Annotated in this window: 11 protein-coding genes; 7 read left to right on the top strand and 4 right to left on the bottom strand. The window is 49.1% G+C overall.

Annotated elements, in window-relative coordinates:
- Positions 1-19 precede the first annotated feature (19 nt).
- Together pnp and rpsO are read right to left on the bottom strand one after the other, a co-directional pair.
- Complete coding sequence (gene pnp, locus M4J38_RS00255) at positions 20-2,191, bottom strand: polyribonucleotide nucleotidyltransferase (RefSeq protein ID WP_251757519.1); 2,172 nt, start codon at positions 2,189-2,191, stop codon at positions 20-22.
- Between the two features lie 171 nt (positions 2,192-2,362).
- Entirely contained in the window at positions 2,363-2,635 is a 273-nt protein-coding gene (gene rpsO, locus M4J38_RS00250) for a 30S ribosomal protein S15 (protein WP_251757518.1), read from the bottom strand.
- A gap of 154 nt (positions 2,636-2,789) precedes the next feature.
- On the opposite strand from rpsO, the gene M4J38_RS00245 reads away from it, so the two are divergent.
- Genes M4J38_RS00245 through M4J38_RS00230 form a run of 4 tightly spaced genes read left to right on the top strand, consistent with a single transcriptional unit; the run spans position 2,790 to position 7,434 of the window.
- Entirely contained in the window at positions 2,790-3,779 is a 990-nt protein-coding gene (locus tag M4J38_RS00245) for a Gfo/Idh/MocA family protein (RefSeq protein ID WP_251757517.1), read from the top strand.
- Positions 3,780-3,789: 10 nt separating this feature from the next.
- Positions 3,790-5,124 carry a polysaccharide deacetylase family protein gene (locus tag M4J38_RS00240; RefSeq protein WP_251757516.1) on the top strand — a complete coding sequence of 445 codons (1,335 nt, stop codon included), beginning with the start codon at positions 3,790-3,792 and terminating at the stop codon, positions 5,122-5,124.
- Positions 5,114-6,241, top strand: coding sequence for a glycosyltransferase (locus tag M4J38_RS00235; protein ID WP_251757515.1), 1,128 nt, complete (start codon positions 5,114-5,116; stop codon positions 6,239-6,241). The genes M4J38_RS00240 and M4J38_RS00235 overlap by 11 nt, the downstream gene beginning before the upstream one ends.
- A gap of 23 nt (positions 6,242-6,264) precedes the next feature.
- Positions 6,265-7,434 carry a hypothetical protein gene (locus M4J38_RS00230; RefSeq protein ID WP_251757514.1) on the top strand — a complete coding sequence of 390 codons (1,170 nt, stop codon included), beginning with the start codon at positions 6,265-6,267 and terminating at the stop codon, positions 7,432-7,434.
- Here M4J38_RS00230 and M4J38_RS00225 read toward each other — a convergent pair.
- On the bottom strand, positions 7,415-8,302 hold the full coding sequence (locus M4J38_RS00225; RefSeq protein ID WP_251757513.1) for a glycosyltransferase: 888 nt from the start codon (positions 8,300-8,302) through the stop codon (positions 7,415-7,417). The genes M4J38_RS00230 and M4J38_RS00225 overlap by 20 nt on opposite strands.
- On the bottom strand, positions 8,299-8,988 hold the full coding sequence (locus M4J38_RS00220; protein WP_251757512.1) for a cell division ATP-binding protein FtsE: 690 nt from the start codon (positions 8,986-8,988) through the stop codon (positions 8,299-8,301). The genes M4J38_RS00225 and M4J38_RS00220 overlap by 4 nt, the downstream gene beginning before the upstream one ends.
- A gap of 78 nt (positions 8,989-9,066) precedes the next feature.
- On the opposite strand from M4J38_RS00220, the gene M4J38_RS00215 reads away from it, so the two are divergent.
- The 3 genes from M4J38_RS00215 (at position 9,067) to kdpA (ending at position 12,502) form a co-directional block, all read left to right on the top strand.
- Positions 9,067-10,404 carry a sigma-54 dependent transcriptional regulator gene (locus tag M4J38_RS00215; protein ID WP_251757511.1) on the top strand — a complete coding sequence of 446 codons (1,338 nt, stop codon included), beginning with the start codon at positions 9,067-9,069 and terminating at the stop codon, positions 10,402-10,404.
- Positions 10,405-10,647: 243 nt separating this feature from the next.
- Positions 10,648-10,773 carry a K(+)-transporting ATPase subunit F gene (gene kdpF, locus M4J38_RS19830; protein WP_374662823.1) on the top strand — a complete coding sequence of 42 codons (126 nt, stop codon included), beginning with the start codon at positions 10,648-10,650 and terminating at the stop codon, positions 10,771-10,773.
- A gap of 16 nt (positions 10,774-10,789) precedes the next feature.
- Positions 10,790-12,502, top strand: coding sequence for a potassium-transporting ATPase subunit KdpA (kdpA, locus tag M4J38_RS00210; RefSeq protein WP_251757510.1), 1,713 nt, complete (start codon positions 10,790-10,792; stop codon positions 12,500-12,502).
- The last annotated feature ends 18 nt before the right edge of the window (positions 12,503-12,520 follow it).

The following is a 12,520-nucleotide window of genomic DNA, read 5'->3' as shown; positions in this document are numbered from 1 at the left end:
TTTCAGCGAAGCGATCTGCTTATTCGGCAGGCTGCCTGTCGCCTCTTTGTTCTCTTGGTTCGCGCTGCGCCTGCTCCGGTTTCGGCATCAGCACTTTGCGGGAGAGTTTAAACTTACCGGTCTTCTGGTCGAGACCGATCAGTTTTACTTTAATGGATTCACCTTCTTTCAATACACCTTCCAGTGTTTCAAGGCGTTTCCAGGATACTTCACTGATGTGGAGCAATCCTTGTTTGCCCGGCATGAATTCAACGAAGGCGCCGTAAGGCATAATAGACTTCACCGTAGCTTCATACTCCTCTCCCACTTCTGGAACAGCGACGATGCCTTTCAGCCATCTAACCGCCTTATCCAGTCCTTCTTTAGCGGGGCTGAACACACTAACTTCACCCTGGTTGCCTACTTCTTCAATATTGATCGTAGTACCTGTTTCACGTTGGATTTCCTGGATCACTTTACCACCTGGCCCGATTACCGCACCGATGTATTCTTTATCGATGAACATTTTGATCATGCGTGGCGCATGTGGTTTCACCTCTTCGCGGTGTGCAGGCGTGCAGGCGTACATCTGCTCCAGGATGTGCATCCGGGCTTCTTTGGCCTGGTTCAACGCTTCCATCATAGTCTGCATGCTGAGGCCATCAATTTTGATGTCCATCTGAACACCACAGATGCCATCGCGGGTACCGGTTACTTTAAAGTCCATATCACCGAGGTGATCTTCGTCACCGAGGATATCGGTCAGGATGGCGTATTTGCCATCGGAAGGACGGGTGATCAATCCCATGGCGATACCGCCCACGTGCTTGGGGAAAGGAACACCGGCGTCCATCAAGGCGAGGGAACCCGCACAAACAGTGGCCATGGAAGATGAACCGTTGGATTCGAGGATATCACTCACCACACGAACGGTGTAAGGATATTCGTTGCCCGGCATCATTTGCTTCAGCGAGCGCATGGCGAGGTTACCGTGTCCTACTTCACGACGGCCGGGGCCGCGCATCATTTTCGCTTCTCCGGTGGAGAACGGCGGGAAATTATAGTGCAGGATGAATTTGGTATAGTTACTTACCGCGGCGCTTTCCACCAGCAGCTCATCGAGAGGCGTACCGAGTGTAACGGTAGTGAGCGACTGCGTTTCACCACGGGTGAACAGTGCGGAACCGTGCGGCGTGGGCAATACATCGATTTCCATATCAAGGGGACGCACCTGGTTGAGCTGACGTCCGTCCAAACGGGTACGGTCGTCGAGGATCATATTACGTACCACTTCCCACTGGAGGTCTTCGAAATATTTCTTCGCGAGTTTTTTATCGACATCGGTAATTTCTTCACCGAAGCTGGCGATGGTTTCTTCTTTCAGCAATGCATAAGCGTCGGAACGGTCATGCTTCGCGGAAGCGCTTTTGGATATCTGGTACATCCTGTCTTTCGCGAAGGCTTCCACTTTTGCTTTCACTTCTTCGTTCTGAACAGGCTTGGGGTAATCGCGTTTGGTGGTAACGCCCACTGCGTCGCGGAGTTCCTGTTGCGCTTTGATCTGGATCTTGATGGCTTCGTGGGCGATCTCGAGTGCTTTCACGAGGTCGGCTTCGGAGCATTCTTTGGATTCGCCTTCCACCATCATCAGGTTCTTTTCAGTGGCGGCGATGATGAAATCCATATCGGCGGTGGCGAGTTCGGTACGGGTGGGATTCACTTTGAATTCACCTGCAATACGGGCCACGCGCACTTCTGAAATAATTTCTTTAATGGGCACGTCAGACACGGCGAGTGCGGCGGAAGCGGCGAGACAGGCCATAGCGTCGGGCAATACCTCGGGGTCAGAAGACACGAGTGTTACCAGCACCTGTACATCGCAAAAATAATCTTCCGGGAACAGGGGGCGCAATGCGCGGTCGATAAGGCGGCTCACCAGCACTTCGTAATCGCTGAGGCGGCCTTCTCTTTTAAAGAAAGAGCCGGGGATACGTCCTGCGGAAGCGAACTTCTCGGTATAATCCACGGTAAGGGGGAAGAATTCCTGCCCTTCGCGTGGTTCTTTATTGGCCACCACGGTGGCGAGAATAATACAGTTGCCCTCGCGAACGGTAACGGAACCGTGCGCCTGGCGGGCGAGGCGACCTGTTTCGATGGTAACGGTACGTCCGCCACCCAGGTCGAAGGATTTGCTGATAGGCTGAGAAAGCATAACTTTTTTCAGTTTACTGGAGTGGTCAGTATTTTCCGGCAAGCGGGAACAATACTGGCTCCGGATGAAGGATCTGATTCAACGGATCGGTCAGAAAATTGTGCATATACAAAAAAACGATTCCCAACCGGACATAGCGCAGTTGGGAATTGTTAGTATCATGTATGGGAATTATTTTCTGAGACCCAGCTTTTCAATCAATGCACGGTACCCCTGGAGGTTGTGCTTGCTGAGGTAGGTAAGCAACCTTTTACGTTGACCAACCATTTTCATCAGACCACGGTGGGTTGAAAAATCTTTTTTGTTGGCCTGCAGGTGCTTTGAAATGTGCGAAATACGCTCAGTGAGCAAAGCAATCTGCCCTTCAATTGAACCGGTATTGGTAGCTTTCCCGCCAAACTCTGCGAAAATATTCGCTCTTTTTTCAGTTGTTAAGTAAGACATTTTGTCAAAAATAATTTAATCTCTCTATTTTAATCGTCTGCAAAGGTAAGCCCTGATTTCGGTTTGGCAAAATTATTTAAAACCAACATCGGCACAAATTTTACCAGGTGCCGTAAACTGCCTCAATACCCTTAATTTTGAGCGCATTACAAATATGAGTAACACCTTTTTTTTCGCCATCATAGGATGCGGGCGCATCAGCCGCAGGCACACCGCCGCCATGCAACTGACCGGCACCGTTTCGGCAGTTTGCGATAATGATTTTGCCGCCGCTGAAAAACTGGCGGAAGAAACGGGTGCGAAAGCCTATACTGCTGTAGACGAAATGCTGGCGGCCCACCCTGAGGTTCAGTTGGTGGCTATCTGTTCCCCGAACGGCTATCATGCGGAACATACGATCAAAAGCTTACAGGCCGGTAAGCATGTGCTGTGTGAAAAGCCCCTTTGTATTGATTCCAGGGCCGGATGGCAGATGCTGGAAACCGCCCGGTTGTGTAACCGGCATTTATGGGTGGTGAAAGCGGCCCGGTATTTCCCGGCGGTGATTGCGCTGAAGCAAGCCATCTCCGAAGGAAAAATGGGAAAACTCCTGAGCTTCCAACTCAACTGCACCTGGAACAGGCCCGTTTCCTATTTTGAAAACACCTGGCGCGGCAAGCTATTCCCCGATGGCGGCATTCTTTATACCCAGTTCAGTCATTATATTGACGCGCTGTATTGGCTGGCTGGAAAACCTGTTCTGGCGAGCGGCTTCCGTACCAATACCCTGCATAAAGGCGTTATAGAAACCGAAGACACCGGGGTAGCCGTGCTGCAAATGGAAAATGGCGCTATAGGCAATATCCACTGGACGGTAAACGGCACTAATAAGAACATGGAAATTTCGATGCTGCTGGTGGGTGAAGAAGCAACAGTGAAACTAGGTGGAAACAACATGCAGGAACTGGTGTTTCAACAATGGAATGATCCGTCATGCCAAATTTCTCCCTCAGACATGCCCGCTTCGGTGCATACAAAAATGTATGAAGAGATTGGTGATATACTACGGGGAGCAACCGCCAGGTCAATTACAAATGGTATGGAGGCGTTGGCATGCGTTGAAATAATATCACTCATCTACGAGCATTGCACCTTAAAAAACTGAAGCGCCGCACTTGAGTACACCTGCAACAATATTGGTATATGCTGAAACGGAGCCACTCAGGCTTTCGTACATTCTCCGCACGCTCTTTGGTGAATGGTATACATACTCCTATGTCATTACTACCGACAAAACACATTTTGAAAACTGGGAGGGACCTGGCATCAATTACAGTCCGGCAAAAGTCAGGAAAAACGAACTACATATCATTCCCGAGGGGCTGCTCAGCGAATCATCCATCCGGGAAAGAAAACCGGTCACGGCTGGCAGCCACACCTCGGCAATACTCTTTCCTTCGACGCGGCAGGACGATATGGGCTTCGATATTTTTTCCGCGGCATTCTGGCTGCTTTCGCGCATGGAAGAATACCTGCCTTTTCAATCCGATGCACATGGAAGATTTGAAGCACGGGAAAGCATTGCACATGCCTGCAACTTTCTTTCCGTGCCTATTATACAGTACTGGATGCAGGAGCTGCTTTCTAAAATCAAACAAAGGAACAGCGCATTCCCACTCCATAAACCGGCCTGCCACGCACTTACCACCATTGATGTTGACCAGGCTTACGCGTTTCTTAACCGTGGATGTTTTCAACAATTCAAAACAGTCTTCAATTCCCTGATGCTGCGTAAATCACACCTATTAAGAAGCCAGTTAAAAACGGTTTTTCTTAAAAGGAATGATCCATACGATACCTATAATTACCTGTTCCACATGGCAGAGGAAACCAAAGAGAAAATACTCTTTTTCTTTCTGCTTGGCGGAGACTCCATCTACGATAAAGGTGTTCCTGCGCCGGAAGCGCTGCGCGCTTTAATAAGAAGAATATCCTCAAAGCATGAAACCGGTATTCACCCATCGTACAATACGATGCAAAACGAAGCGTTGCTACAGGAAGAGATCAGCCGTTTCAAAACGTTTTCAGGCTTCGCTGCCGAAAATGCGCGGCAACACTACATCCGGTTGTCTATCCCAGAAACCTACCGCCATTACGCTAACAATAACATCGCGCACGATTACTCTATGGGCTACAGCACACAACCGGGTTTCAGGGCCGGAACGGCGCTCCCATTCAATTGGTTCGATCTGAAACGCAATACCGTTACCCCCCTGCAGGTACACCCCTTCTGTTATATGGACGTAACACTTTTCGAGGCGCTGAAATTAACCGCCGACGAGGCCCGCAAGATGATCCGCAACCTTTTTATGGAAGTAAAAAACTGCGGTGGAACATTCATTTCCATCTGGCACAACAATACAGTTTCAGGTTTCGGAGAATGGGCCTCCTGGAAAGAAGTATTTGAGTTCAGTCTTCAACTCAGTCATTCCATCGATATTGAAAAATAGAAAAAAAATAATCGTCTCTGTATTGTCGGACCTCGTTTCCGACCAACGCATCCACCGGGTAGCGCTTTACCTGCAGGAGCGGAACATGGAAGTTCTTGTGCTGGGCAGATCCGTCGCCGGGTCGCCTGCAATGCTACCGCGCCCCTACGCTTTTAAACGCATTCACTGCTTTTTTACCCGTGGCGTGTTGCAATATGCCGAATTCAACCTGAAACTGTTCTTCCGGCTGCTTTTCACAAGGTATGACCTGCTGCTTTCCAACGACCTCGACACGCTGTTGCCTAATAGAATAGCCGCAACTTTAAAAGGGAAACCACTGGTGTATGACAGTCACGAATACTTCACGGGTATGCCAACGCTGGACCATAAACCTTTCACGAAAAAAGTATGGCGGGCCCTGGAAAAACTGCTGCTCCCCGGCATAAAACACGCCTACACGGTGAATGATTCCATTGCAGCGCTTTACGCAAAAGAAACAGGTATAAGCATGAAGGCCGTACGCAATTTACCCTCACTACTCCCATATTCAACGCCATCCGCGATTTCTATCCCGATTCCGCAGCACAAAACGGTACTGATCATGCAAGGCGGGGGCATCAATCCGGAGCAGGGGTATGAAGAAGCGGTGCTGGCCATGCAATATCTTCCCGATCATTACCTGCTCCTGATTGTAGGTGGCGGACTGTTATGGGATAAATTGCAAAACATGGTGCATGAACTGGGGCTCCGGGAGAAAGTACTGATGATACCACGCGTCCCATTCGAACAACTCAGCGCCATTACAAGGCGTGCCCAACTTGGGTTATGTCTTACGTTACCCGTATGCCTCAACCATATACTGAGTTTGCCGAATAAACTTTTTGACTACATTCATGCGGAAATCCCGGTATTGGCTACCGATGTTCCGGAAGTAAAGCAGATTATAGAAAATTACGGGGTGGGCAAATGTATTGGCGTACTTACCCCACAAACCCTGGCCACCAGCATTGAACAGATTTTTGCCGATAAAGAAATGTATAGCAAAATGAAAGAGCAGGCGCAGAAAGCAAAAACGGAACTGAACTGGGACCAGGAAAAAACGAAGCTGGATGAGGTGTATGGCCCCTTGCTGGGCTAATATCCCCGCCATAGTTTTTTAAAATGAACGAAAAGTGTAGCATTGCTGTTATAGAAATTGTGAAAAAGGAAATACATATTGTTTGTCCGGACTCCGTTGAACACAGTTTTTACGGTCTTGGAAGTTTTTTGCGCTTCGAACTCGAAGCGCTTGGAGGAAAAGACATTTCGATTGTGCTGCATCTTTTTGGAGAAAATCCTGTAAGTGAAAGTATACATACCCTATGTGCCGCAATTTATCATTATCCAATCTGTTCGGGCCATAAGGCGGTAGCATTCGGAGTACCCTATGAAGTTGCGGCGAGAACACATCCTTTGCTCGAAGAACGCCTGCGCATACACGATGGCCCTGTGGTATTTTACAACTGGGAAAGCACAGGCGTGTTGCTGCAACCGGGATGGCGTACCAGACCGCATACCTATGTGCGACTGCTGGGCATACCCAATGTTCAGGCAAAAGAAACAGGGTCATTCAGCAACGGCCTTGGAAAAAAACTTTTTCACTTTAACGAATCACGCAGGATTACCCAATACGAAAAACATTTAGCATCCAATTGCTCTTTCCTGGCACTCCACCAGAAAGACCATGACTATCTCGTTAATGAATTGAACGCTGTATCTGTTTTGTTTCCGATGTTGCTTCAGCCTAAAGTATGCGAAAGCAATCCCGGAACAGGAAATTATTGCTTTTACTTCGGCGATTTTTCACTCCCCGAACATGAACGTTCCGCTATTTGGCTGTTGCAGGAAGTATTTGAACACAGTTCTCTCCCTTTTGTGCTGGCCGGGAAGGCACCCTCCTCTTCGCTCAAAAAACTGGTGGAACGCAATGAACTGGCTTGTCTGGTGGAATCCCCTTCTGAAGAAGAAGTGATTGACCTGATCCGTAAATCACACATTCAGCTCCTGCCCTTTCTTTCTGAAACGGGCCTGAAATCGGAAATTTACAACGCCTTATTATATGGCCGGCATTGCCTGTATTATGGAGATGGTTATGCCTGCCCGCTGGTTAAGGAAAGTTGTCACCACATTGAAAATGCGGCTGACGCAAGAACACTGATGAAAAGTCTTTTTGAGGTCCCGTTTCACGAGGAGGCCATAGCGCTTCGGAACAAGTATTTCGTTACACTCAATGATTCCGATCAGAGAGCGAAGCAGTTTGTAGCACAACTTTCTACCGCCGCGACTGCTTAAGGAGCCAGGCGGCATAACCAAGTTTATAAAGGTCCAGCCAATACAATGAAAGGTTTTCCCTCGTAAGTTTTTCGCGTAAGGCTTTACCCCTTCTTTGGTATAAAAACGAGAAGGCGCCGGTAAGTCGAAGCCGTTCAAACTTTTTTAGCAGTTGCAACAGGGAAGAGTTTTTGAAAAGAAACGCAGCGGCCTCATTCTTCTGCCCACACAGGAAGAGCAGGTTCTCCACCGCATCTTCCTGGTGCCGTAAAAAGGTGTCGGCTTTTTTAAGCCCAAGATGGTACACGGGATTGTTTATAAAATGAAATGTAGCGCCTTGCGAACGAAGCCAGGCCTCCATCCAGCTGTCTTCATGCCCGTATCCCTTAGGAAGTTGCAGGTCGGGCACCTGAATCATCAGTTCTTTCCGGACACAAAAATTGGAAGTAAGTAACCCATGTTTTGCTGCGGGCACCTCTCTTTGCGTACCATACCTCCAATGCAGTTGCAGCGCCGGTGCTTCGGGCATCGTATGGTACAACAACCCACCGCAAACTACATCAGCGGGAAGAGACTTTACGTACATCGCAATAAAGCCTTCATTTTCAGGAACGCAGTCCGCATCAATAAAGAGAAGAAAAGGGAAGGATGCTTTTTGGGCAATTTCTTTCCGGATCTGGCTTCTGCCCAGGTTTTCAGCATACACTATGAATATGCCATCCACGTTCTGCACCGCCGCCTTATTTTTCGCTACCAGCTCTTTATCGCAACTTCCATCTTCAGCGACGATCAACTCAACCGGCACACCAGCGGTTTGCAGACCTGGCCGGAGTTGTTCAACCAGCCCGGCAATATCCCTGTTGAAAACCGGGATGCAAACGGAGATCATAACATGGTTATAGATGCATTGTCGATCACCTTGCCGCGTTCGGTACGCAACGTTCTCGCCGGATACTTATTGATCACCATATAATCGTGTGTGGCCATGATGATGGCGGTTCCATAATCTTTCGCGATATGGAAAAGCAGCTGCATGATCTCGTCGGAAGTTTCCGGATCGAGGTTACCCGTAGGCTCATCGGCCAGGATAAGTTTAGGGGAATTGAGGAGCGCGCGGGCGATGTCCACCCTTTGTTGTTCGCCGCCACTCATTTCGAAGGGCATTTTAAAGCCTTTCGATTTGAGGCCCACTTTATCCAGCACGTCGGCGATCTTTTCGTTCATCAGTTTATCATCGGTCCACCCGGTAGCGCGCAGCACGAACTTCAGGTTATCGTTCACGTTTCGATCGGTGAGCAACTGGAAATCCTGGAATACCACGCCCAGGTTCCTGCGGAGGAAGGGCACTTTTTTCCAGTCCATTTTCCGGAGATCGAAACCCACTACCTGGCCTTCTCCTTCCTTAAGGGTGAGATCGCCATACAGTGTTTTCAACAAGGAAGATTTACCGGATCCGGTTTTTCCCACGAGGTACACGAATTCTCCACGACCGATCGAAATATTCACATCTTCCAGGATCAGTGATTTCCCCTGGTATATATTGGCCTTTTTCAGGTATAAGATTGCTTCAGACATATTGCGAATGTAAGAAAATTACACTTATACCATCCCGCTGAACAGTAAATTACTAGCTTTGAAAAATATACAACACCCATGGCCGGAACGATATTACTGGTGGATGATGAAGCCAAACTACGCGGTTTGCTGAAGCGCATTATCACGCTGGAAGGATTTGAAGTACTGGAAGCCGACACGTTGAAACAGGCAGGAAAAATACTGGAGCGGACGGCTGCGGACATCATTCTCTGTGATGTGAAATTACCCGATGGAAGCGGTGTGGATTTCACAGTGGAACTGAAAGAAAAACACCCTTCAGCTGAAGTGATCCTCCTAACAGCCTACGGGAATATTCCCGATGGTGTGCAGGCCATAAAGAACGGGGCCTTCGACTACCTGGTAAAAGGTGACGACAACAACCGCATCATTCCACTCCTCAACCGGGCCATGGAGAAGGTGCAGTTGCAAAAGCGCATTGAAAAACTGGAAAAGCAGGTGGGTAAAAAATACAGCTTCGACAGCATTCTGGGCCAATCCACCGCCATTCAATCGGCCATCGACCAGGCCAAACGTGTGGCCGCTTCAGATGCCACCGTGCTGCTGCTCGGAGAAACCGGCACCGGAAAGGAAGTATTCGCCCAGGCCATCCACCACCACAGCAAGCGAAACGCCAAACCCTTTGTGGCACTCAACTGCAGCGCCTTCAGTAAGGAACTGCTGGAAAGCGAACTCTTCGGCTACCGCGCAGGCGCCTTCACCAATGCGGTCCGGGATAAAAAAGGACTTTTTGAGGAAGCCGATACCGGAACCCTTTTCCTCGACGAGATCGGAGAAATGCCCACCGACCTGCAAAGCAAGCTTCTCCGCGTACTGGAAACCGGTGAATTCCTGAAAATCGGCGATACCAAACCTTCCAAAGTAAACGTGCGCATCATCGCGGCCACCAACCGCGACCTGAAAGAAGAAGTAAGCAAAGGGCAATTCCGCGAAGACCTGTTCTACCGCCTGAATGTTTTTTCCATACACCTCCCACCCCTCCGGGAACGGAAAAAAGATATTCCCGCACTCACCAAACATTTTGTCGCCCTCTTCTCCGCAAAACTCAACCGCAAGTCAGTTTCCATCAGCGATGCATTCCTGGAGAAAATGCAGCAGCATACCTGGAAAGGAAACATCAGGGAACTCAGGAACGTATTGGAAAGAGCGGTGATCATGGCTGGAACAGACACCCTTACCGAAGCCGAATTACCGGAAGACATCCGGTTCAGTACTCCTGCGGGAGGAACGGTTTCCGCTTTCGACCTGGCCAGCGTCGAAAAACTGCATATCCTGCGCGTATTACAATATACGGGCAACAACAAAGCCGAAGCCGCCAGGCTGCTGAACATCGGCACCGCCACCCTATACCGGAAAATAGAAGAGTACAAAATATAAACCGACCGCATCATTTTGATAAAACCCTCTCATTTTGAGAGGGTTTTTATTTTCCGGCGCATGGATACCTGAGCAGGAATAAGTCCTCAAGTCCTTATCTGTATTGGATTACATGAAAATCTCATTTTGGATACGCCAAACAGGTATGCCATTTGGCTGATACGCTGCGTAAATCAAAATAAACATTATGCTCACCATCACACTATTGCTCACCTGCCTTTTGGGCTTCTGGCTCCTCTTCAAATGCATCAGCTTTTTCGAAAACATCTAACCTTCAATTTTAACACCATGATGACGGTATTACTGATCGTATCGATCCTTGTTTTTATCTACCTGGTTTACGTGTTGCTGAAACCAGAAAAATTCTAACCTTAAAACACCGAACATGCGAACCGAATTATACGGCGTACTGCTCTGTTTTTTCCTGAGTGTACTCTTGGCTTTTCCACTGGGTAAATACATTTCGAAAGTTTTCCACGGGGAAAGGACCATCTCTGATTTCATGCTGCCCTTAGAAAAGTTCATCTACCGTGTCTCAGGCATTGATCCGAACCGGGAAATGAACTGGAAGCAACACCTCGCGGCCCTGCTCTCCATCAACCTGGTATGGCTGGTGTATGCCTTCTTCCTGTTGTTGTTCCAGGGGCAACTTCCTTTAAACCCCGACAGAAATCCTGGTATGTCCCCTGATCTTTCCTTCAACACAGCCATCAGTTTCCTGGTGAATTGTAACCTCCAACACTACTCGGGTGAATCGGGCCTTACCTATTTTACACAGCTGATGGTGATCACTTTTCTACAGTTTGTTTCCGCCGCCACAGGCGTAGCCGCAGTAGCTGTGTTGTTCCGTGCATTCGCGGGAAGAACGACGGAAAAACTGGGTAATTTCTATTTCTTTTTCACGCGCACCATCACCCGTATACTGCTGCCGCTTTCCATCGTACTGGCCACATTGCTGGTATTCAACGGCACACCGGCCAGCTTCGCCGGCAAAGACAGCATCACCACATTGGAAGGAGACAAGGTACAGGTTTCCCGAGGCCCGGCAGCCGGTATGATCGCGATCAAACACCTCGGCACCAATGGGGGCGGCTGGTTCGGCGTAAACTCGGCGCACCCGTTGGAGAACCCCAACTATCTTACGAATATGGCGGAAGTGATCGCCCAGGTGGTCCTTCCCATGGCGCTTATTTTCGCCTTCGGCTTCTACATACGCCGGAAGAAACTTGGCTATGTGATATTCGGTGTAATGACGCTGGGCATGCTCACCTTCATGGTTCCGAACATGTTGAGTGAACTGAACGGCAACCCGGCTTTCCACCAGCTCGGACTTTCTGATTCCACCGCGATGGAAGGCAAAGAGGTGCGCTTCGGCGTTGCCGCCTCCGCTTACTGGCAGGTCATGACCACCATCATATCAACAGGTTCCGTCAATTCAATGCATGACAGCTCCATGCCCCTTTCCGCCGCCATGCAAATGCTCGGCATGATGACGAACTGCTTTTACGGCGGTAAAGGTGTTGGATTGCTGAACTACTTTATCTTCCTCATCATCGCGGTGTTTATTTCCGGATTGATGGTGGGGAGAACACCGGAATTTCTTGGTAGAAAAGTAGAAGCACGGGAGGTGAAAATAGCGGCGCTCATCGCGTTATTACACCCGTTCCTGGTACTGATTGGAACCGCGCTGTCCGCTTATTTCGCCGTGCATCACCCGCAAATCAATTGGTCCGTACAACCGGCCAACTGGTTGAATAACCCGGGCAGTCATGGATTCTCAGAAATGCTGTATGAATACACTTCGGCTTCGGCCAACAATGGTTCCGGGTTCGAGGGGCTTGGCGACAACAATATCTTCTGGAACATAAGCACGGGGCTGGTGATGCTTTTCGGAAGGTTCATCCCCATTATCGGACCGGTGGCCATCGCCGGACTGCTGGCAAAGAAAAAATACATTCCTGAATCAGCCGGGACGCTGAAAGCGGACACGGCCACCTTCGGAATCATGACCTATGCCGTGATCATGGTCCTCGCGGCACTGGCGTTTTTCCCCGCGCTCACGCTAGGTCCGATAGCTGAATTTTTCCAACTGAATTAACCACTTTTTCTCAATAAT

Origin of the sequence: Parasegetibacter sp. NRK P23, assembly GCF_023721715.1 — a bacterium.
GTDB lineage: Bacteria > Bacteroidota > Bacteroidia > Chitinophagales > Chitinophagaceae > Parasegetibacter.
The sequence above is the reverse complement of the archived record's forward strand: the minus strand, read 5'-3'. Positions and strand labels throughout refer to the sequence as shown.